General features: G+C 62.1%; 21 protein-coding genes and 1 riboswitch. Of the genes, 12 read left to right on the top strand and 9 right to left on the bottom strand.

Annotated features, from left to right (window positions below):
- The first annotated feature begins 44 nt into the window (after window positions 1–44).
- Both NKH57_RS08090 and NKH57_RS08085 read left to right on the top strand, forming a co-directional pair.
- A complete protein-coding gene (locus NKH57_RS08090; RefSeq protein WP_352943332.1) occupies window positions 45–1,043 on the top strand; it encodes a DUF2125 domain-containing protein in 999 nt (332 codons plus the stop codon).
- Between the two features lie 10 nt (window positions 1,044–1,053).
- The gene (locus tag NKH57_RS08085; protein ID WP_352943329.1) at window positions 1,054–1,977 is read left to right on the top strand and encodes a sugar kinase; all 924 of its coding nucleotides are present in this window, start codon (window positions 1,054–1,056) and stop codon (window positions 1,975–1,977) included.
- Between the two features lie 7 nt (window positions 1,978–1,984).
- Here the strand turns inward: NKH57_RS08085 and NKH57_RS08080 are convergent, their stop codons facing one another.
- Together NKH57_RS08080 and hisC are read right to left on the bottom strand one after the other, a co-directional pair.
- A complete protein-coding gene (locus NKH57_RS08080) occupies window positions 1,985–2,920 on the bottom strand; it encodes a prephenate/arogenate dehydrogenase family protein (protein ID WP_352604327.1) in 936 nt (311 codons plus the stop codon).
- Between the two features lie 6 nt (window positions 2,921–2,926).
- Window positions 2,927–4,036, bottom strand: a complete 1,110-nt coding sequence (gene hisC, locus NKH57_RS08075) for a histidinol-phosphate transaminase (protein ID WP_352943325.1) — start codon at window positions 4,034–4,036, stop codon at window positions 2,927–2,929.
- A gap of 137 nt (window positions 4,037–4,173) precedes the next feature.
- Window positions 4,174–4,251, top strand: a riboswitch (SAM riboswitch).
- 112 nt (window positions 4,252–4,363) lie between these two features.
- On the opposite strand from hisC, the gene metX reads away from it, so the two are divergent.
- The 4 genes from metX to NKH57_RS08055 all read left to right on the top strand — a co-directional run bounded on the left by metX (window position 4,364) and on the right by NKH57_RS08055 (window position 8,133).
- Entirely contained in the window at window positions 4,364–5,533 is a 1,170-nt protein-coding gene (gene metX, locus NKH57_RS08070; RefSeq protein WP_352604323.1) for a homoserine O-acetyltransferase MetX, read from the top strand.
- 58 nt (window positions 5,534–5,591) lie between these two features.
- The gene (gene metW, locus NKH57_RS08065; protein ID WP_023757246.1) at window positions 5,592–6,206 is read left to right on the top strand and encodes a methionine biosynthesis protein MetW; all 615 of its coding nucleotides are present in this window, start codon (window positions 5,592–5,594) and stop codon (window positions 6,204–6,206) included.
- A complete protein-coding gene (locus NKH57_RS08060) occupies window positions 6,155–6,985 on the top strand; it encodes a Stf0 family sulfotransferase (protein ID WP_352943320.1) in 831 nt (276 codons plus the stop codon). The genes metW and NKH57_RS08060 overlap by 52 nt, the downstream gene beginning before the upstream one ends.
- Window positions 6,986–7,140: 155 nt before the next feature.
- A complete protein-coding gene (locus tag NKH57_RS08055) occupies window positions 7,141–8,133 on the top strand; it encodes a glycosyltransferase family 2 protein (RefSeq protein ID WP_352727878.1) in 993 nt (330 codons plus the stop codon).
- A gap of 58 nt (window positions 8,134–8,191) precedes the next feature.
- Here the strand turns inward: NKH57_RS08055 and NKH57_RS08050 are convergent, their stop codons facing one another.
- On the bottom strand, window positions 8,192–8,512 hold the full coding sequence (locus tag NKH57_RS08050) for a DUF1330 domain-containing protein (RefSeq protein ID WP_352727877.1): 321 nt from the start codon (window positions 8,510–8,512) through the stop codon (window positions 8,192–8,194).
- Between the two features lie 367 nt (window positions 8,513–8,879).
- On the opposite strand from NKH57_RS08050, the gene NKH57_RS08045 reads away from it, so the two are divergent.
- Complete coding sequence (locus tag NKH57_RS08045) at window positions 8,880–9,815, top strand: glycosyltransferase family 2 protein (RefSeq protein ID WP_352604317.1); 936 nt, start codon at window positions 8,880–8,882, stop codon at window positions 9,813–9,815.
- A gap of 66 nt (window positions 9,816–9,881) precedes the next feature.
- Here NKH57_RS08045 and NKH57_RS08040 read toward each other — a convergent pair whose 3' ends face one another.
- The 3 genes from NKH57_RS08040 to NKH57_RS08030 form a co-directional block, all read right to left on the bottom strand.
- On the bottom strand, window positions 9,882–10,679 hold the full coding sequence (locus tag NKH57_RS08040) for a DUF1194 domain-containing protein (protein ID WP_023757250.1): 798 nt from the start codon (window positions 10,677–10,679) through the stop codon (window positions 9,882–9,884).
- Between the two features lie 210 nt (window positions 10,680–10,889).
- Window positions 10,890–12,716, bottom strand: a complete 1,827-nt coding sequence (locus NKH57_RS08035; protein ID WP_352943316.1) for an ABC transporter ATP-binding protein/permease — start codon at window positions 12,714–12,716, stop codon at window positions 10,890–10,892.
- A 139-nt stretch (window positions 12,717–12,855) separates the two neighbouring features.
- On the bottom strand, window positions 12,856–13,644 hold the full coding sequence (locus NKH57_RS08030; protein WP_352943313.1) for a class I SAM-dependent methyltransferase: 789 nt from the start codon (window positions 13,642–13,644) through the stop codon (window positions 12,856–12,858).
- 107 nt (window positions 13,645–13,751) lie between these two features.
- Here NKH57_RS08030 and gloB point away from each other — a divergent pair, with 107 nt between their 5' ends.
- Together gloB and NKH57_RS08020 are read left to right on the top strand one after the other, a co-directional pair.
- Window positions 13,752–14,519 (top strand): hydroxyacylglutathione hydrolase, encoded by a 768-nt coding sequence (gloB, locus tag NKH57_RS08025; RefSeq protein WP_352943311.1) that lies wholly within the window; start codon window positions 13,752–13,754, stop codon window positions 14,517–14,519.
- 23 nt (window positions 14,520–14,542) lie between these two features.
- Window positions 14,543–14,971 (top strand): cupin domain-containing protein, encoded by a 429-nt coding sequence (locus NKH57_RS08020; RefSeq protein WP_352832765.1) that lies wholly within the window; start codon window positions 14,543–14,545, stop codon window positions 14,969–14,971.
- 13 nt (window positions 14,972–14,984) lie between these two features.
- Here NKH57_RS08020 and NKH57_RS08015 read toward each other — a convergent pair whose 3' ends face one another.
- Genes NKH57_RS08015 through NKH57_RS08005 form a run of 3 tightly spaced genes read right to left on the bottom strand, consistent with a single transcriptional unit; the run spans window position 14,985 to window position 17,413 of the window.
- Window positions 14,985–15,659, bottom strand: a complete 675-nt coding sequence (locus NKH57_RS08015; RefSeq protein ID WP_352943308.1) for a lysoplasmalogenase — start codon at window positions 15,657–15,659, stop codon at window positions 14,985–14,987.
- On the bottom strand, window positions 15,656–16,591 hold the full coding sequence (gene yddG / locus NKH57_RS08010; protein WP_352943306.1) for an aromatic amino acid exporter YddG: 936 nt from the start codon (window positions 16,589–16,591) through the stop codon (window positions 15,656–15,658). The genes NKH57_RS08015 and yddG overlap by 4 nt, the downstream gene beginning before the upstream one ends.
- Window positions 16,592–16,624: 33 nt before the next feature.
- Window positions 16,625–17,413: a DUF3108 domain-containing protein gene (locus NKH57_RS08005; RefSeq protein ID WP_352943303.1), complete on the bottom strand. Its 789-nt coding sequence runs from the start codon at window positions 17,411–17,413 to the stop codon at window positions 16,625–16,627.
- Window positions 17,414–17,667: 254 nt separating this feature from the next.
- Between NKH57_RS08005 and rpmB the strand changes: the two genes are divergently transcribed.
- The 3 genes from rpmB to NKH57_RS07990 all read left to right on the top strand — a co-directional run bounded on the left by rpmB (window position 17,668) and on the right by NKH57_RS07990 (window position 19,541).
- Window positions 17,668–17,964, top strand: coding sequence for a 50S ribosomal protein L28 (gene rpmB, locus NKH57_RS08000; RefSeq protein WP_023757258.1), 297 nt, complete (start codon window positions 17,668–17,670; stop codon window positions 17,962–17,964).
- Window positions 17,965–18,123: 159 nt separating this feature from the next.
- Window positions 18,124–18,804, top strand: a complete 681-nt coding sequence (locus NKH57_RS07995) for a queuosine precursor transporter (RefSeq protein ID WP_352943301.1) — start codon at window positions 18,124–18,126, stop codon at window positions 18,802–18,804.
- 59 nt (window positions 18,805–18,863) lie between these two features.
- Window positions 18,864–19,541, top strand: coding sequence for a spermidine synthase family protein (locus NKH57_RS07990; RefSeq protein ID WP_352943298.1), 678 nt, complete (start codon window positions 18,864–18,866; stop codon window positions 19,539–19,541).
- Window positions 19,542–19,627: the final 86 nt, after the last annotated feature.

Below are 19,627 nucleotides of genomic sequence, written 5' to 3'. Positions count from 1 at the left end.
CGACTGTCCGTCCGCAACACCCATGCGTTAACGAGAGCCAAAGCATGACGTCAAGTGACGAACGCCAGCCGAGTAACCTTCGCCGCCTGATCTGGCTTGCCGCCTTCGTCGTGGTGCTGTTTGCCATCTACAGCGGCGGCTGGTTCTATCTGGCTGACCGGGTGAGGAGCGAGGCCGACAAGGCGGTTGCCACGCTGAACAAAACTGGCGTCGAAGCCGGCTGTGCCAACCTCCAGGTCAGCGGCTATCCCCTGAGCTTTACGGTCTCCTGCGACAATTTGGCTTACGAGGACGATGCCAGCAACGTCGCCGCTTCGGCCGGCAGTTTCAACGCAGCCGCCCAGATCATCCAGCCTCTGTCACCGGTTGCCAATCTGCGCGGCCCGCTCAGGACTTCCGTGCCAGGCATGGCGCCGCTGTGGATCGACTGGGACAACCTGCAGGCCAACGTCAAATTGTGGTGGCCACTACCGCAGCGGATTGCTCTGGAGGCGGAGGGCCTGTCCGGGCAGACCGATCCGGCCGACGATACCGATCCGGTGCAATTGTTCAGCGCCGGCAAGGCGGCTGGCCAACTGCAGCCGAATGGGGCGGACATCGACTATCTCGGCAGTTTCGGCGATCTCGAGATCGATCCCGGCGCGATCGGCGGGCGCGTGCTGCCGGCGCTCGATGCCAGCGGCGACGCGACGCTGAAGAACGGCATTGCACTGATCGGCACGCAGGTGAAAAGCCTGCGCGGCCAGGCGATCGAAATCCGCAACCTCGACCTGTCGTCGGGCACGGCGCGCATCACCGTTTCAGGACCGCTTTCGGTCGATGCCGAGGGCCTGGTCAACGCCGATCTGATGATCAGGCTGAAGGACCCGAAGGCGGTGGCCGCCATCCTCGGCGCCGCCATACCCGAGCAGAAAAGCCAGATCGAGCAGGGCTTTTCTGCCCTGACGGTGCTCGGCAACGAGCCATCGATGCTGCTGACGGTGGTCAAGGGCAAGGCCTCGCTCGGCTTCATCCCGCTGGGCAAGATCAAGCCACTCGATTAAGCGTCCCTGTATGAACAGACCGGCAAAACTTCTTAGCGTCGGCGCGCTGACGCTGGACACCATCCTGCGTGTCGAGACACTGCCGCTGCATCAAGGCAAGTTCATCGCCTCCGACGGCGTCCAGATCGCCTCGGGCATGGCCACCAGTGCTGCCTGCGCCGCGCACCGCTTGGGCGCCGAGGTGTCGCTGTGGGCTAGTGCGGGTGACGATCCCGTCGGCGACCATCTCGTTGCCGCGATCGAAGCCGAAGGTGTCGATTGCGCCTATGTCCGCCGCGTCGGGGGCGCTCGCTCGGCGCTGGCCTCGATCCTGGTCGATGCGCATGGTGAGCGCATCATCGTGCCGTTCTATGACGGGCGTGCCCAAGCCGATCCCGAAGCCTTGCCGGTCGCCGACCTCATGGCATTCGACGCCGTTTTGGTCGATGTCCGCTGGCCGGGCGCGGCAGCACTTGCCCTCAACGCAGCGCGCGCCGTCGGCCGGCCGGCGATCCTCGATGCCGACACCGCGCCGCTGGAGGTCCTGGAACAGCTGTTGCCGCTCGCCACGCATATCGTCGCTTCGGAGCCGGCGGCGCGCATTGTCTGCGGCCAGGCGCTCGACCCGGAAACGGCTTGCGCCGATCTCGCCAGCCACACCGACGCCTTTGTCGCGGTGACTGGCGGCGCGGCGGGGAGTTGGTGGCACGACCGTTCCGCAGGCTGTGTGCGTCATGTCGCGGCGCCGAGAATCAAAGCGGTCGACACATTGGCCGCCGGCGACGTCTTTCACGGCGCCTTCGCCGTCGGCCTGGCGGAAGCCATGCCCGTCGAGCATGCTTTGCGCTTTGCCAGTGCGGCCGCCGCGCTCAAATGCCTGCGCTTCGGCGGCAGGCTTGGGGCACCGAATAGAGCCGAGACGCTGGCGATGGTTGCGGCGAGCTGGCCGGCCTGAAACAAATTTAAGTCTTGGCCGGGTGTTCGACCGCCTGGCGGCCAAAATCGGGCACGTCGATGTCCTGGCCGGCCTCGATGATCGAGCGGCGCACGGCCCGGGTGCGGGTGAACAGGTCGAAGAGTTTTTCGCCGTCACCCCAGCGAATCGCGCGTTGCAACGACGCCAGGTCTTCCGAGAACCGCGCCAGCATTTCGAGGATTGCATCCTTGTTGTGCAGGCACACGTCCCGCCACATGGTCGGGTCGGAAGCGGCAAGGCGGGTGAAGTCGCGGAAGCCCGAAGCTGAATACTTGATCACCTCGGACTTGGTTACCGACTGCAGATCATCGGCGGTGCCAACGATATTGTAGGCGATGATGTGCGGCAAATGCGAGACGATGGCCAGCGTCATGTCGTGATGCTGAGGATCCATCGTGTCGATGTTGGCGCCGCAGCGGCGCCAGAATTCCGACAGCCGTTCCAGCGCGTCCGGGTCAGTATCGGGCAGCGGCGTGAAGATACACCAGCGATTGTCGAATAGGTCGGCAAACCCGGCATCGGGGCCGGATTTCTCTGTGCCCGCCAGCGGATGACCGGGAATAAAGTGGACGCCGGCTGGCACATAAGGCTGCATCTGCGCGATGACAGATGCCTTGGTCGAGCCGACATCGGTGAGGATCGCGCCCGACTTCAATGAAGACGCAATTTCCTCGGCGATCGCGCCGGACGAGCCGACCGGCACCGAGACGATGACCAGATCGGCATCCCTGACCGCTTCGCTCGCATCGGTGGTGTAGGAATCACCCAGCCCAAGTTCTTTCGCTCGCGCCAGCGTCGCGGCACTGCGGGTCGAGATGGCTACGCGGCCAGCCAGCCCCTCGCGGCGGATGACGCGGGCCAGCGACGAGCCGATCAGGCCGATGCCGACCAGCGCGATCTTTTCAAACATCGGTGATGTCATGGTGTTCTAGCTTTTCAGGAATGTCGTGAGTGCGGCGACAACGCCGCGATTGGCCTCTTCGGTGCCGACGGTCATGCGCAGCGCGTTGGGAAAGCCGTAGCCGGAAACCCGCCGCAATATATAGCCGCGCGCGGTTAGATACTCGTCCGCCGCAGCTGCGGAATGCTTGTTGTCCTCGGGAAAATGCACAAGGACGAAATTGCCGACGCTCGGCGTCACCCGCAGCCCAAGCTTGGTGAACTCCTCGCTCAACCATGCCAGCCAGGTCTCGTTGTGCGCGACGCTGCGCTCGACATGGGCGCGGTCGCGGATCGCCGCGATGCCGGCCTCGATCGCCGTTGCATTGACGTTGAAGGGGCCACGCACGCGGTTGATCGCGTCGACGATGTGCATCGGCGCGTACGTCCAGCCGATCCGCGCCCCACCAAGGCCGATCTTCGAGAAAGTACGGGTCATCACCACATTCTCGGCGCTGCCGACCAGCTCGATGCCGGCTTCGTAATCGTTGCGGCGGACATATTCTGCATAGGCCGCGTCGAGCACCAGAAGCACGTGCCTTGGCAAACCGGAATGCAGCCGGCGCACCTCCTGGAACGGCACATAGGTGCCGGTCGGGTTGTTGGGATTGGCAAGGAACACGATTTTGGTGCGTGGCGTGATGGCGGCCAGGATGGCGTCGATGTCGGCGCGCTCCTCTTTTTCCTTGATCGTCACCGGAACGGCACCCGCCGACTGGATGTAGATCTTGTAGACCATGAAGGCGTGTTCGGTGATGACAGCCTCGTCGCCGGGCGACAGATAAGTCTGCGCCAGCAGGCCGAGGATCTCGTCGGAACCGTTCGAGCAGATGATGTTGGCCGGGTTGAGACCGTGCACTTCGGCGATCGCTTCGCGCAGCCGCCTGGCGGTGCCGTCGGGATAGACGTCGAGCTTTCCGGCAATCTCGCGCGCGGCTTCGATCGCTTTTGGCGAGGGACCGAGCGGGTTCTCGTTCGACGAAAGCTTGTAGACCTTGGCGACGCCGGTAGGCGCCGTGCTCTTGCCCGGCACATAGGCGTCGATGTCCATGATGCCCGCGCGCGGGATTGGACGTGCCTTGTCCGGTGTCTGGCTCATGTCGCAAAATCCGTCGAGAACGCTTCCTCAGGGAAGCCGCAGCGGAAATACAAGCCGTGGCCCGCAATGTCGAGAGGTGACCGCCTCCGGACAATGGCTGGCCGTTGACGCCGGCCTGCCGCAGCCCTAGAAGGGGTACGAACTACCGTGGTGATTTGGCCGGTCGGCTTGCAGCCACGTTAAACAACTTGCTAAAGGGCCGTTTGCATCCTGTAACCGGCTTTGCGACTGCAATGCCGGTTTTTTATTGCCCGCGCCGGCCGGACACCGCATCGGCGTCGATTTTCGAAAAGCACGGTGCAGGGATCAAGGTGTGAGATGGATGCAATGGCCGCTCTGCGTGCTCGCAAAACCAACAACGAGGCCGACCAGCCGTCGAGCCCGGTTTTGCGTTTTGGGCCTGACAAGCCGCTCAAGCTCGACGCCGGCACGCTGCTGTCGCCGTTCCAGATCGCCTACCAGACCTATGGCACGCTGAACGACGCCCGCTCCAACGCGATCCTCGTCTGCCATGCCCTGACCGGCGACCAGCACGTCGCCAGCACCAATCCGGTGACCGGCAAGCCGGGTTGGTGGGAAGTGCTGATCGGCCCCGGCAAGATCATCGACACCAGCCGCTTCTTCGTCATCTGCTCGAACGTCATCGGTGGTTGTCTTGGTTCCACAGGCCCGGCCTCGACCAATCCCGCCACCGGCAAGCCCTATGGGCTCGACCTGCCGATCATCACCATCCGTGACATGGTGCGCGCGCAGCAGATGCTGATCGACCATTTCGGCATCGAAAAGCTGTTCTGCGTGCTCGGCGGCTCGATGGGTGGCATGCAGGTGCTGGAATGGGCGTCGAGCTATCCGGAGCGCGTCTTCTCGGCGCTGCCGATCGCCACAGGCGCGCGCCATTCTTCGCAGAACATCGCATTCCACGAGGTCGGCCGGCAAGCTGTCATGGCCGATCCGGACTGGCATGGCGGCAAATATTTCGAGCACGGCAAACGCCCGGAAAAAGGCTTGGCGGTGGCGCGCATGGCCGCCCACATCACCTATCTGTCGGAGGCCGCGCTGCACCGGAAATTCGGCCGCAATCTGCAGGATCGCGAAGCGCTGACCTTCGGCTTCGACGCCGACTTTCAGATCGAGAGCTATCTGCGCCACCAGGGCATGACCTTCGTCGATCGCTTCGACGCCAATTCCTACCTCTACATGACCCGGTCGATGGACTATTTCGACCTCGCAGCCGACCATGGCGGCCGGTTGGCCGACGCTTTTGCCGGTACCAAAACCCGCTTCTGCCTGGTGTCCTTCACGTCGGACTGGCTGTTTCCGACCGAGGAGAGCCGCTCGATCGTGCATGCGCTGAACGCCGCCGGCGCCTCGGTGTCCTTCGTCGAGATAGAGACCGATCGCGGCCACGATGCCTTCCTGCTGGACGAGCCGGAACTGTTTGCCGCCATCAACGGCTTCATCGGCTCGGCGGCCCGGGCGAGAGGGCTCAGCGCATGACCCTGGAAAGTTGCGGACTGGTCTGTCCAGGATCATGCTCCACGCAGGAGGCGGCATCATGAGTGTCAATCGCGACCAGCGCGTCGACCTCGAGGTCGTCGCCAATCTCATCCCGCCGCAGTCCCGCGTGCTCGATGTCGGTTCGGGCGACGGCTCGCTGCTCGAATTGCTGCAGGACACCAAGCAGGTCGACGGCCGTGGGTTGGAGCTGTCGCAGCGCGGCGTCAACGAATGCGTGGCGCGCGGCCTCTCGGTCATCCAGGGCGATGCCGACAAGGATCTCGAATTCTATCCCGACAAGGGCTTTGACTTCGTCGTCCTGTCGCAGACGCTGCAGGCCACCCGCAACCCGAAGCTGGTGCTCGACGAACTGCTCAGGATCGGCAACCGCGCCATCGTATCCTTTCCCAATTTCGGCCATTGGCGGGTGCGCCTGTCGCTGTTCATCCAGGGTCGCATGCCGGTGACAAAGGACCTGCCCTATTCCTGGTACGACACGCCCAATATCCATTTCTGCACCATCCGCGACTTCGTCAATCTGTGCGACGAACTCGGTGCGACAGTGGAAAAGGCGACGGCACTCGACGCCAACGGCCAGAAGATAGGTCTGTCGATGCCGTGGTGGTTCTGGAATTTCTTCGGCCAGCAGGCGGTGTTCTTGCTGAAGCGGTAACTGTGTTAGCCATGCATCTTTTTCGAAGAGGCCCTCTGCCCGTTGAAACTCCACCGGACGTTCTGGCTGGGATAAAGGCCGGGATTCTGATCTGCACGTCACCTCGGAGCGGCAGCAACTATCTCGCCGAGTTGATGGCAGGTGCGGGACTTGGCAAACCTCTCGAGTGGTTCGGCGGCCGCCGCGTTCTGGAACTGCCCAATTATCCGCGAGATCCCCGTGCTCAGGTTTTACGGGCACTGAAGGACGGACGCACCCCCTCGGGGATTTACGCAGTCAAAATATTTGCAAGCCAGTTTTCGCAAGTGTCCAAGACTGTGGACCTCCCGGCCAGCCTTCCAGCGCTGCGCTACGTCCGCTTGACCCGCCGCGATCTTCTTGGCCAGGCGATCTCTTGGACACGCGCCCGTCAAACGGGACGATTCCGCTCTACCGAGAAAGGCCAGAATTCACCACGCTACGACGGCCCAGCCATCGCAGAATCGCTTAAGAAAATCGGACTGGAAAATCTCGCGTGGGATGTCTGGCTTGCAAAGAACGGACTGCCCTTCCTGCCATTGACGTATGAGGAAGTCTTGGCAAACCCACAGACCTGCCTTGAGAAAATTGCGCATCTGGCCGGCACCCACATCACTTTTGGACCTGCGTCGGCCCTCAATTCCAGCCTTGAGGTTCAAAGAGACACAATCAATATGGAATGGAGGGAGCGCTTTCTGTCGCAGTACTCTGCCCTCTCAAAATTCCAGACCATCAGTCATCGAATTCGGGGGCTTCTTTAAGAAGCGGCGTGAAGTCCCAATTTTACCGCAAAGACAATACGCAGATTGTGCCGGACAATGGCGAAAACGCTGCCGGTTGATCAGCACGGATTGCCTTTACATCGCGACGAGGCGACTATATTCCCCCTGGTTATCGATAGATATTTGGGGCCGGGATGGTTGAAGAACGCGCAACATACTCGCTCGTCATGGAAATGGAAAACGCCAAGTCCATTGACTGGGACGAGATCGGCGTTGGACTGAAGGCTTTGGCGCGGGAAATCGCCGCAGTTTCCGCGAGCGGCCTGGCGCGACCGACGGTTGTTATCTCTCACGGCGCGGCAGAGTCGGAAACAGATGCGCTGCATCATAAAATCGCGGCTGAAGCACCGCAGTTGGGTCAAGTCTCCAACCTGGTCTTCACAGCTTTCCCCGGAGGCCGATACTACGACCTGAAGAACAAGGGCATGCTGGCAGCTGACGGAAATATCGTCATCTTGATCGATTCCGACGTCGTGCCGGAACCAGGCTGGCTGACGGGTTTGCTCGAGCCATTCAAAGACCCCAAAATTATTTGTGTAAATGGATACACATATCTTTCGCACGATGATTTTTTTTCAAGAACGTTTGCCTTGATCTGGTTTTTTCCGATGGCCCATGGAGACAGTCGGTTCGCGTCGAAGCGGGCGATGAACGCAAACAACGTAGGGTTTCGGCGTGAATGGATCGTCAGTCATCCTTTCCCGAACCATAATGGCTTCAAGGTTTCCTGCACGTTGCTGATGCGCCAACTGCTGCGTGAAGGCCACAAAATTCATAATGTCAACGCACGCGTCTACCACTACTCACCGCGGGGCTGGCGTTTCTTTTACTGGCGGGCCCTGGTTACAGGCCGCGACGCCGACCGAAAGTTCGTGGCCCTCAATTCGCCTAGTCGCATGCGACGGGTAGCCAAGTCTTTCAGCCGTTGGTTCACCATGTCGTGGCGCACAACACGACGCATTGTGGGCCATGCTCGGGAGACAGGGATGCCGCTTTGGCAAATTCCGTTCTCCCTGATTGTCGGTCAGGTCTTTTATAGCTTGGCATTCTGGGGCCAGTTTAGCTTCGCTGCCGGCATAGTTCGCGACGAAATCGAGATCGTGCCCGACTATATCGGGCACAGTTAGCCGATTTATCGCATCTTGAGCCGTGCCCCCAACGTTGCATTGATTTGGGACCAGTCAACTATTCCAGAACATCCGTCGCCTTATGCGGATGCTCGACCCCGTCGGCGAGCACCACATCGGCCTCCGAATTATCCGTGCGTAGTGCGAGTATTGCCCGGTAGGCGGGCGAGTTGTACCAGCCATGCACATGCTGCCTGTCGGGAAATTCGATGATGATCAGGTGGCCAGGCCAGTCGTTCTCGATCACTTCCAGATCGCCGCCATGAACCAGAAAATGACCGCCGAAAGGTTCCAGCGTGGCATCGATCTTCTGCAGATATTCGACGATCTGCGGGCCCATCGTGGCCTGGCGCATATGGGCAACGGCGTAGGCGGTCATGACTGTACTCCCTTGTCAACGAAGCCGAGTTGCCGGCCTCGCAAGGGCAATCTGACCGAACGCCGAGCATAAAACGATTACGTTCGAGGTAATGGAATATATGCTGTCCGCTGCGGCAGGCCGCTTCCGTGGTGATTCGCATATGCTCTGTTCGACGATGCTGTTGCAAATGGAGCGCTAATAACCGGAATTCGTTGGCTTGCGCGGCTCGAGTATCGGTAAAGTGGATGACACGGGCAGCTGCTTTTTGTAGCGTCGGATCCACTACGGGATGTCGCGGAAAGGAAGTTCGATCCATTCGACCGTTCCAAGAATTGAAAAGTCCTGGATAGACGCGCAGCTCTGCGCAGGAAACAGCTGACACGACATGGCCGGGATCATGGATCCAACACCTCTCGTTACCGTCATCACGCCGACCCACAACCGGCGCGAAACGGTGTTGCGCGCCGTGGAAAGCGTGCTTTCCCAAAGCATGCCAAGGCTCGAGCATATTGTCGTTGACGATGGCTCGACCGACGGAACCGAGGCGGCACTTGCCCGCATTCAAGACCCGCGGCTGATTTATGTCGGTGCGAAATGGCGAGGCGCCAATGCCGCCAGGAATGCCGGCATCGAGCGGGCCCGGGCGCCCGTGGTGACATTCCTCGATTCGGACGACGTTTACCTGCCGCACCGGCTTGAACGAACCCTGGCCCGCTTCGACGACAATTCCGCACTTCAGGTATTGATCAGCTCTTTTGTGTCCCTGAAGGGCAATCGCGCCACCAATTGCGTCAATCGCGATGCGTTCGTGAGCCCGACGATGCTGGAACGGACGCTGGTCGCACAGACGATCTTCATCGCCGGCTCCGCGATAACCGCTCGCCGCGAGGCCTTGCTGGGCATTGGCGGTTATGACAGCGACATCACCCGGATGCAGGACCGGGAATTGCTGCTGCGGCTAGCGCGCCGTCATGGCGCTCGGTTGTCCGAAGACATCGACTGGACGAAATACAACTCGGAAAACTCCATTTCAGGCCGCCGTGACGGCTATGTCGAAGCCTATGCGAACCTGATGGGCAAACATCCGCATATTGCCGACGCCTACCCGCATATTCCGCCATACATGATCTCGCGGCAGATTATCGCCGATATTCTCAGGGGCCGGATACCTCAAGCATTTGAGGGCTACATGGCCAATCGCTCGTCGAAATCGCTCGGCTACACGCTGCCGGAACTGATGCACGGCTATATTCACGGCCGGCGCTGGCGCCGCGATCTCTACAACGAGTTCCGCGACAAGTTTGGCGCCCGACCGGCCTAATTGCATGTCGCCTAAAAGTGTCCACCGGTTCTAGACTACGACATGCACGACAAGTTCCAGTAAGGCTCACCGGTCGAGTTCCGGAAAATACGGATCGGACAAGAACCGCCTATCCCGTTCGCCCTGCAGACAGTCTATCGGCGTCGCCACGTCGACGGGCATGATTCTCGCCTCGTCCTGATTGCCGCTTACTTCGAGGATCAGCTTGCGCCGGATGGCCGTCGAAAATTCGGCGGCCGCATAAATCGGCAGCACAAAGGAACCGGGCCCGCCGCTCACGCACTGCGCGTAATACTGGTCGAGATGACTGAAGGTGGGTGATGGACTGATCAGGATTGGCAATCCATTGACGACGATGCCCTTTGCGGTCGCCGCATCGCGCGTGGCGGTGACCGGCGGCCCGATATTGTTCGGACCGTCACCGGAAATATCGATGACGCTCCGTTCGCCCTTGAAAGAAGTGTGATCGAAAAGCTCGGTGCCGAAGGCCAGCGCACCGGAAATCGAGGTGCCGCGGAAGCTGCGGAACGGGCGGGCCGCAACCTTGTCGGCAAAGAGGTTGGCGCTCTCCGCGCTGTCGATGATCTGCCAGCCGATGACCGCGTCGTCACGCACCGTGCCGGCCCATTCGAAATAGGTGAGCGCGATCCGGCCGGTGGCGCCGGCGCGAACAGCCTTGATAAAGTCAGGATGTCGCAACGCCTCGACATAACCGGCGCGCTGCAGGGCGAACTCCTTTTCGTCCATCGACAGCGATATGTCGACTGCAAGCACCAACTCGACGTCGACGGCCGGCGCATCCGGCGGCGAGGCGGCGGCCTGGGCGCAGGCAAGACAGGCAAGCAGGCGCAAAGCATCAAGCATGGCCGTCGCCAGGGTTGTTCCTCTGGACAAGCTTGCGGCGCGATCACGGCAGAATAAAGCTTTGCGCGGAGGAATTCTGGGAAAAGCATCGGACGGCCTTCCCAGGAAAAGCGCATAGCGCCTTCCCCCTGGGATTTGCGTCAAAACAAACGATTGGAGCGGATCGGCGTTTCCGTGAAACGATGAACCGCTCTGAACATGAACATCGGTCTATGCCTTGCGGCGGGCAGCGACTGGCGGCGGTTCGATGGCGCCGGCCCTGACGCGGGCGGGCTTCAGAGCGGGAGCGCCGGTATCCTTGACGATCGTCAACGCGCGCGGAAAGAACTGATTGTTGTGCAGGCCGCGCCCTATGTTGAGGATCGCAGTCCCAGGCAAACGCTTCTCGAGCATGGCCAGCACTCGCCGTAGCGACGGGCCGTCAAATGCATCCAGTGCTTCATCGATGATCACCCATTTCGGCTGCCGCAAGACGAGTCTGGCGAAGGCCAGCGAGCGCTGTTCGTCATCGCCCAGCTCGTGGTCCCATCGCCCGGCGCGGTCGAGCGACGACGACAGCCGTTCAAGACCGACCTCTGCAAGCACCTTCGAAATGTCGGCGTCACTCGCCGGCGCGGGTCCGTTCGGGTGATCAAGCACCTCGCGCAACGTGCCGGTCGGGAAATAAGGGACGCGCGGCACGAATATGAGGGTTTCTGCCGCCGGCAGGCCGATCCGCCCGCTTCCCCATGGCCACAGGCCGGCAATGGCACGAAAGAACAGCGTCTTGCCGGCGCCCGCCTCGCCGATGACCATGACGCGCTCGCCGGGACGGATTTCGACATGCTGGTCCGCGAGCCTCGTGCAGCCCTCCGGCGAGGCCACTTCGAGCTTCTCGAAAGTCAGGTTGCCATTGGCGTTGTCGCCGAACTCGATGCGCCTTTCCGTGTCGTGGAGCACATCGATTTCGTCGAGAGCGATGCGGAAATCGGCGACGCGCATCAGCGTGGCGCGCCAATCGGCGATGCTGCCGATGTTGTTGATGAACCAGCGCAGCGACGAATGGACCTGGTTGAAGGCCCCGACCGCCATCATCAATCCGCCAAAACTGATATCACCTGCGAAGTACACCGGCGAGGCGACCAGGATTGGCGCGACGACGGTGATCCAGCCATAAGAGTCGGTCACCCAGGCTAGATTGATCTGTGCGCTGTAGATGCGCCGCATGGCGCCTAGCACCGTGCCGAGATCGAGTTCGAGCCGCCGCCTGGCATCGGGCTCGCCATGGTACAACGCAATGGCATCGACATTTTCGTTGACGCGCACCATCGAGGAGCGCAGCTCGGCTTCACGTGTGTAGCGGTCGCTGTTCAGGCTGATGAGCGGGCGTCCAACCAGCCAGCTCAGCCAGGAGGCGGTGCCGGCATAAAGAATGGCGGCCCAGACCATGTAGCCCGGTATGGCCAGTGCGGTTCCGCCGATGTGGAACACGAAGCCTGAGGACAGCTCCCACAGCACGCCGACGAAGGACACGAGCAGGATGCATGACTGCAGCAGCCCGACACCGAGGTCGGTCGACAGGTCCGAGAGGTGCGCCGCATCCTGCTGCATGCGCTGGTCGGGATTGACGCCGATGGCACCGGCATTGGCCAGCCGGAAGGCGCGCGCGGGCCGCGTCCACTGGTCGATCAGATCCAGCGTCAGCGCCTCGCGCAGCTTCAGCCGGATCATCTGGTTGAGCCAGGTCTGGCCGATATTGAGCACCAGAAGTCCACCGGCTATTGCCGCAAAGACGAGAAGCTGGTGCAGGAAGGCCGCCATGTCGCGCCGCGCGAGCGCGTCGTAGAAAGGCTGATTCCAGCGGTTGAGCAGAACCTGGCCGATCGACGTTGCGATGATCACGGCCATCATGCCGACCGCTGTCCAGAGCAACCATTTGCGAACCGGCGATCCCGCCAGCGCCCTCCTGATCGACGCCACCTGATCGCTCAGGCTGCTGGCTTCGACCGCCACCACAACCGGCTGGACGATGGCGGCATAGTCCGGTTGATCAGCCATGTCCGAGGTCCTTGCGTTCAGTGCCGAAACCGGTTGGAGAGACTTGCAGGCATCCGTCGTCCAAATGGACTGCCAGGTGCGCTGTCACTCCACTTGCGACAGATAGGCAGGGAACCGACGCCAGGCACTCTTGCCCCGATCACGAAGCCGTCACCCGCGCAACCGATGACTTGGTATCCCCGACCTCGTTGCGACGGCCAAGCCGGGTGGCGCCATGCGGCGACAGCACGGGCACGAAGACGCGGCGCGAGGCGCGCTGGGCGACCGGCACGCCTTGATAGAGCCGCTTCTGCGCCTCGACGACGATGACCCCGGAAAAGATCGGCCACAGCCGCCGGCCGGCGCGTTCAAGCACATTGTGGAACTGCATCATGAAGCGCCGCCGCGATGGCGGGAAGAACAACGCATCGGACCAGGACGCGGGCGTGAAATTCGCCTCGCGCAGCAATTCGGTGAGCTGTCCACGCGAAAAAGGCCGGCCATTGCCGAACGGCGTGTGCTCGAAGCGCGCCCAGACGCCGCGCCGGTTCGGGACGACGATGACCACCCGGCCCGCCGGCGACAGCACACGCCAGATCTCGTTCAGCGTCTCACGCGGGTTCTCGACATGTTCGAGCGAATGGACGAGCAGCATGCGGTCGATGCAGGAATCGACCAGCGGCAGTTCCTCGTCGAAGACCAGCGCCGTCGCCGTCGGCCCCGTCGCCGGCCAGACTACGGCGCCCTGCGTTGCCGGCATGAAGGCGAAGACCCGCTCGGCATCGGTGCCGAAGCGCTCCAGCCAAGGCAAGGTGTAGCCGAGACCGACCAGCCGCTCGTTGGGCACGGTTGCCCATATCGACGACAACGCCATGGTGATCGAACGCTCGGCGAACTGGCCGAGTGTTGTCGAATAGAAGGAGCGAAGATCGACGATGTCGGAATGCATGGCAGGGATGTAGCCGTGATATCGTCGGGTTTCAATAAATGCCTCGATAACCGGGATGACAGCGGCGCGCTAGCGCCCTATGTCTGCGGCGACAATGGAGAGATGCGATGGCGGTCGAAATCGAACAGTTCATGTGCCGCAGCGACAATTTCGGCGTTCTGGTGCACGACCCCAAAAGCGGCCAAACCGCGATCATCGATGCGCCCGAGGAAGCGCCCATCCTGGCCGCGCTCAAACGTACCGGCTGGACGCCGACAATGATCCTGACCACGCATCATCATGTCGACCATGTCGAGGCCAATTTGGCGCTGAAGGAGCGCTTCAAGCTGCGCATCGTCGGCCCGGAAGCGGAAAAGGCCAAGATCCCCGGCATCGACGAAACGGTCGAAGACGGCTCGGTTCTCCATCTTGGCGATGAAAAGATCGAGGTGATCGCCACGCCCGGCCACACTGCCGGCCACGTCTCCTACTATTTGCCTGGATCGAAAGTGGCGTTCACCGCCGACACGCTGTTTGCGCTGGGGTGCGGACGGCTGTTCGAATGCAAGCCGCCGGTCATGTACGATTCGCTGAAGAAGCTGGCGGCACTTCCGGCTGAAACGGTCATCTATTGCGGCCACGAATACACGCTCTCCAACGCCCGTTTCGCGCTGACCGTCGATCCGACCAACTCGGCGCTGAGAGAACGCGCTGCCAAGATCGAGGCGTTGCGCGCCGCCGACAAGCCCACGCTGCCGACGACGATCGGCGAGGAGCTGTCGACCAATCCCTTCCTGCGCTGGCACGATCCTTCTATCCGCAAGCATCTTGGACTGGAGAAAGCTTCGGACGCCGAGGTCTTTGCCGAAATCCGCAAGCGCAAGGACAATTTCTAGAGTCCGGTGATATCGTCGAAGCCATGACCAGCTCCGCCGAAATCATCGCGACGCTCGGCCTGAAGCCGCACCCGGAAGGCGGCTGGTACGCCGAGACCTTTCGCGATGACGCCGGCGGCGCGCGCGGCCATTCGACCGCGATCTATTTCCTGCTGGAACGGCATCAGGTGTCTGCCTGGCACCGGGTCAAGGACGCCGCCGAGGTCTGGCATTTTCATGCCGGGGCCCCGCTGGCGCTGTCGATGTGGGAACAAGGCAGCGCCGTTATCGAGCAGGTGCTTGGCATCGATCTCGCAGCCGGTGAGCGGCCGCAGATCGTCGTCCCCGCAGGCTGGTGGCAATCGGCGCGCAGCCTGGGCGAATGGACGCTGGTCGGCTGCACCGTCGCACCGGGCTTTGAGTTTGCGGCGTTTGAGCTGGCCGAGCCGGGCTGGCAACCGAAACAATCCTAACTCAATAAGAACCCTAATTTAGCAGGAAGCCTAGCGTGATCGCGAGCTGGGCCGCGTAGTAGAGTAACCAGACAGCAAAGCGCATCCAGCTGCGGTGCGGCGAGATGGCGGCCACCAGGAATTTCTCCGTGGCGAGCATCCCGTCCGATGCCATGAACAACACGGCGCCGCCGACGATCCAGACGCTGCTTGTCGTCAGGGCCGAGACACCCATCGCGAGGATCGCAGCGACATAGACGGTGATAGGGACACGAAGGCCGGGGCCGACGCGCCGCCACAGCGCCGCCAGCATGACGATCGCAAACACCAGCATGGCCAGCGCGATCGCCCCACGCCACGATTCGGCGCCCAGCAACTCCAAGCCGCCGCCGCTGCGCAGGAACAGCACGGCATAGACAATGTGGGCGACAAGAAAACTGGCGAGCCCGCCGAGAAACGCCTTTTCGCCGTCGCGCGACAGAAAGGCGTCGCCAACAGCGCTGAGCGCAAGGGCTGCGACCAGCAGCAACGGGCCGCCTTGCAGCGCCGCCAGCACGGCAAGCATCGCCACGGCAAGCGTCTTTGCCGCCGAGCGGGCGAGTGTCGGCGGCATCCCGAGCGTGAAGGCATAGATCACCGCAGCAGCCAGCGAAAAGATCAGCGTCGCGTTGGCATTGGCGTCGATGCCGCCGGCAAACGGCATCGTCATGCCCGGGCTCCGCCTTCGGATGCCCGGGCTCCGCTTGCGGATGCCCGCGCTCCACTCTCGGTCACGGCGGGCTTGCGCAGAAACAGTGACTTTGCCGCCAGAGCCGCGCCGCCGGTGATGAGCACGCAGGCGGCAAGAATGCGCAGTGACGGCTCGGCGGCGCCGGCTGCGATCAGCACCAACGTCGACAGCAGTGGCGCGGCATAGCTTGCAGCACCCAGCACCTGGATGTTGCCGCGCTTCACGCCGATGTCCCAGGCATAGAAGGCAGCGCCGACCGGCATCAGGCCAAGGCCGACCACGGCCAGCCACTGCCCGGCGCCGTCAGGCAAAACCGTTTGTTCCAGGGTCAAATGGCAGGCGAGCGACAGCACCGCGGTCGCGGCGCAGAACCAGGTGACGATGCTGGTCGGCACCGACGGGAAGCGCCGCGACAACAGCGAATAGGACGACCACATCACAGCGCAAACGGCGGCCATGGCATAGCCGTAAGCATAGCGGGCGTCGAAGGCGATGCCGGCGCCCTTGGTGACGATCAGCATGGTGCCGGCAAGGCCGAGCAGCGCGCCGACGACGTGGTTCCATGCCAGGCGCTCGCCCGGCATCAGCGCCGAACCAAGCACGATCAGCAACGGCCACAGATAGGCGATCAGGCTCGCTTCCACCGCCGGTGCATTGCGCAGCGCGGTGAAGTAGAAGAAGTGGTAACCGAACAGGCCGGCAATGCCGATCAGCCAGACCTGCAGCGGTATTTTCTGGCTCTTGTCGGGCGCCGGCATGAACAGCCGCGCGATGAGCCCGACCCCGGTGCCGATCGAGAAGGTGATCGCCGAAAGCAGGAACGGCGGCACCTGGCCCGACCCATCGGTGAGCAGCGCCAGCAACGCCCACATGGCGACCGCCGAAAAGCCAATCAGTGTTGCGCGCCCCATTCCGTCTCCAGTGGCGCGCGTATGGCGCCTGCCCTACTGTACTGCCTCGAAACGCCTGGCGCTGATGGTCAAGGTGCCGATCTGCGTGCCCACCGTGGCGCGGATCGGCGCATATACGCCGGTTTGGCCGAGCGGTGCAAACGTCACCATCATGCGGCTGCGGTTCTTAAGATAATTCAGCGCCTTGCGGCCCTTGCGATAGCCCGCCACCGGCTCGAAACCCATTCGGCAGGTGATGGTGTCGCCCTTGTAACCCGGCACCGAGATCGTCCCCTTCGAAGCGTAGGTTAGTGACAGATCGGCACGCATCTCGCCGTCATAGAACTTCACCGTGCGGCCGCAGACCTGGTCGAGACTGTCGGCATGGATCACCGTCGCGGCCATCGGATCGAGCACCGAGACCAAATCGCCGGCACCGATCGGCACCCAGCTCTTGGGGTCGCGCTTGCCCGGCGCCGGAACGACCTGCGTCGAGGTGACCGCGCCATCTGCAAAGCGGATATCGACCGTCGATGCCTTCTTGCCAGAGGTGTAATCGGCACGGAACGCCTGCGGCACCATCTTCTTGCCAGAAATCGTGCCTTTCGACGAGATCGTGCCGCGCGTGTCGTCGAACAGCTTGGCCAGACCCGCGGCAGTGACGCTGCCTTCGATCGCGTAGGCGCCGTTCTCATAGCGGCTGGAAAACGTTGATTTTGCTATCGAAAGGCCGAGGAACGAGACCGTGTATTCTCCCTTGAACGACTGTGGCGAGGCAGCGGACGCGGCGGATGGCAAGGCAATCGCAAGCAGGGCAGCAAGGGCAAGAGACGAACGAAGCATGACGGGATCGGGTCCTTGATTTCGGCCGGAGGCGGGCAGCTCCGGTCTGGCATGTCCCTATGAGACCGCTTATAGGATGAATTCCGGCCTTAATATGAAATGCCGGGCGCATCCGTGGGCAAGCCGGAGCTTGACGCCTCGGCGAAATGCAACTATGGAACGCCAACTTTTCCATAAGGCCGCCTGACCAGAACCGCGCGCCACCCGGCGCGGGCTTGAATGTTTGGCAGACCCGAGAACTGAAGGTTAGAATCATGTCCCGCACCTGCGAACTCACTGCCAAGGCAGTCATGTCCGGCAACAATGTGAGCCACGCCAACAACAAGACCAAGCGTCGCTTCCTGCCGAATCTCGTCAACGTGACGCTGATTTCGGAAGCGCTGAACCAGAATGTGCGCCTGCGCATTTCGGCCAACGCGCTGCGTTCGGTCGAACATCGCGGCGGTCTCGATGCCTTCCTGGCCAAGGCCGACGTCAAGGAATTGTCGCAGCGTGCGCGTCTGTTGAAGAAGCAGATCGCCAAGAAGATCGCCGAGCAGGTCGCCGCCTGACATCGTTCAAAGGCGGGGGACGACCGCCTTGGCCAACCTCTTGTTGGCCTGAACATCGGATCGAGCCCGCAAGGTTTCGGCAACCCGATGCTCAAATACGAGCGAGCGTGATCCGGTTTCGGCAAGCGCTCCGCTGGTTCCATTACCCAGGATAAAAAAATGACTTCCTTCTCGCGATACCTGCCATTCGTGTCCGCCATGGCGCTTGTCGTCGTGGCGTCGAACATTCTCGTGCAGTTCCCGATGCAGGGCCAGGTCGGCGGCCTCTCGCTGGCCGACCTTTTGACCTGGGGTGCCTTCACCTACCCGTTCTCCTTCCTGGTCACCGACCTCGCCAATCGCCGCTATGGGCCAACCGTGGCGCGCAGGATCGTCTTTGTCGGCTTCATGACGGCAGTGGTCTGCTCGATCCTCGTCCCGCCTTTCCTGTTCCGTCACGGCCTGATCGAGTTCGAGACCGCCGCCGACCGGCTGGTGCGGATCGCGGCGGCGTCCGGCGCGGCGTTCCTTGCCGCGCAATTGCTCGACGTGACCGTCTTCAACCGGCTGCGCCGGCAGAGCTGGTGGCGCGCGCCAATCGTCGGCACGCTGGTCGGATCCGTGTTCGACACCGCCGTATTCTTCACCGTCGCGTTCTCGGCGGCGTTTGCCTTCGCTGGTCCGAACGACAGCTTTGCGCTCGAAACAGCACCGCTGATGGGCGTCTTCCATGTCGACGCCATGCGCTGGATTTCGTGGGCGCTCGGCGATCTCAGTGTGAAGCTGATCATCGCCGTTGTGGCATTGATCCCCTACCGGCTGCTCGCTGCCCGCTGGAGCCAGCCGGCAGTCGCGGCTTAAACCATGATCCCGAAAAGTGGGACGCGGTTTTCGGAAAAGATCATGGTCGGACAAAGATCATGATTCCCTGGGTCCAATTAGACTCTGCGAAGACTCCGGACGGCACACAGGAGCTTCGCCTCAAGCGGCGCGGTTCGGAATTCTCGATCATGCTCGGCACCAACGAGCTGATGAACAGCCGTCTCAGCTGGTCCGAGGAGGCGCTGGCAAAACTATCCTGCCAGAGGATTGCCGGCCATCGGCGGCCAAGGATCCTGATCGGTGGGCTTGGCATGGGCTTTACGCTGCGCGCCGCACTCGCAGAACTCGGCAATGATGCCAGCATTGTCGTCGCGGAGCTGGTGCCGGCGGTCGTCGCCTGGGCACGCGGCCCGATGACCGAAATCTTTGGCGGCTGTCTTGACGATCCGCGTGTCATTATCCACGGGACCGATGTCGGGCAGCTGATACAGTCGGGCCCCGCGGCTTGGGACGCCATCCTGCTCGACGTCGACAACGGGCCGGAAGGCATTGTCCACAGATCCAATGATGCGCTTTACAGCCTTCAGGGCCTTCGTGCCGCACGTACTGCCCTCAAGCCGGGCGGCGTGCTGGCGGTGTGGTCGCAAGGCCCCGACAGCGGCTTCACGCGGCGGCTGAAGCAGGCCGGCTTCGCGGTCGAGGAGGTCAACACACGCGCTAACGGCAAGCGTGGCGCGCGCCATGTTATCTGGATAGCCACCAATGGCTCACGGTGAACAGTCGACCCCCGGGCCAAATCGAACCCGCGCCAAATCGAACCCGCCGTTGAGACCTTCAACTTCACGTTCGCACTGGAGTACCG

This window comes from Mesorhizobium sp. M1050, assembly GCF_040318715.1.
Lineage (GTDB): Bacteria > Pseudomonadota > Alphaproteobacteria > Rhizobiales > Rhizobiaceae > Mesorhizobium.
The sequence above is the reverse complement of the archived record's forward strand: the minus strand, read 5'-3'. Positions and strand labels throughout refer to the sequence as shown.

Excerpts from the sequence above, each read along its gene's own strand:
- NKH57_RS08090 (WP_352943332.1), top strand. The coding sequence starts at position 45 with ATGACGTCAAGTGACGAACGCCAGCCGAGTAACCTTCGCCGCCTGATC.
- NKH57_RS08085 (WP_352943329.1), top strand. The coding sequence starts at position 1,054 with ATGAACAGACCGGCAAAACTTCTTAGCGTCGGCGCGCTGACGCTGGAC.
- NKH57_RS08080 (WP_352604327.1), bottom strand. The coding sequence starts at position 2,920 with ATGACATCACCGATGTTTGAAAAGATCGCGCTGGTCGGCATCGGCCTG.
- hisC (WP_352943325.1), bottom strand. The coding sequence starts at position 4,036 with ATGAGCCAGACACCGGACAAGGCACGTCCAATCCCGCGCGCGGGCATC.
- metX (WP_352604323.1), top strand. The coding sequence starts at position 4,364 with ATGGCCGCTCTGCGTGCTCGCAAAACCAACAACGAGGCCGACCAGCCG.
- metW (WP_023757246.1), top strand. The coding sequence starts at position 5,592 with ATGAGTGTCAATCGCGACCAGCGCGTCGACCTCGAGGTCGTCGCCAAT.
- NKH57_RS08055 (WP_352727878.1), top strand. The coding sequence starts at position 7,141 with ATGGTTGAAGAACGCGCAACATACTCGCTCGTCATGGAAATGGAAAAC.
- NKH57_RS08050 (WP_352727877.1), bottom strand. The coding sequence starts at position 8,512 with ATGACCGCCTACGCCGTTGCCCATATGCGCCAGGCCACGATGGGCCCG.
- NKH57_RS08045 (WP_352604317.1), top strand. The coding sequence starts at position 8,880 with ATGGCCGGGATCATGGATCCAACACCTCTCGTTACCGTCATCACGCCG.
- NKH57_RS08040 (WP_023757250.1), bottom strand. The coding sequence starts at position 10,679 with ATGCTTGATGCTTTGCGCCTGCTTGCCTGTCTTGCCTGCGCCCAGGCC.
- NKH57_RS08035 (WP_352943316.1), bottom strand. The coding sequence starts at position 12,716 with ATGGCTGATCAACCGGACTATGCCGCCATCGTCCAGCCGGTTGTGGTG.
- NKH57_RS08030 (WP_352943313.1), bottom strand. The coding sequence starts at position 13,644 with ATGCATTCCGACATCGTCGATCTTCGCTCCTTCTATTCGACAACACTC.
- gloB (WP_352943311.1), top strand. The coding sequence starts at position 13,752 with ATGGCGGTCGAAATCGAACAGTTCATGTGCCGCAGCGACAATTTCGGC.
- NKH57_RS08020 (WP_352832765.1), top strand. The coding sequence starts at position 14,543 with ATGACCAGCTCCGCCGAAATCATCGCGACGCTCGGCCTGAAGCCGCAC.
- NKH57_RS08015 (WP_352943308.1), bottom strand. The coding sequence starts at position 15,659 with ATGACGATGCCGTTTGCCGGCGGCATCGACGCCAATGCCAACGCGACG.
- yddG (WP_352943306.1), bottom strand. The coding sequence starts at position 16,591 with ATGGGGCGCGCAACACTGATTGGCTTTTCGGCGGTCGCCATGTGGGCG.
- NKH57_RS08005 (WP_352943303.1), bottom strand. The coding sequence starts at position 17,413 with ATGCTTCGTTCGTCTCTTGCCCTTGCTGCCCTGCTTGCGATTGCCTTG.
- rpmB (WP_023757258.1), top strand. The coding sequence starts at position 17,668 with ATGTCCCGCACCTGCGAACTCACTGCCAAGGCAGTCATGTCCGGCAAC.
- NKH57_RS07995 (WP_352943301.1), top strand. The coding sequence starts at position 18,124 with ATGACTTCCTTCTCGCGATACCTGCCATTCGTGTCCGCCATGGCGCTT.
- NKH57_RS07990 (WP_352943298.1), top strand. The coding sequence starts at position 18,864 with ATGATTCCCTGGGTCCAATTAGACTCTGCGAAGACTCCGGACGGCACA.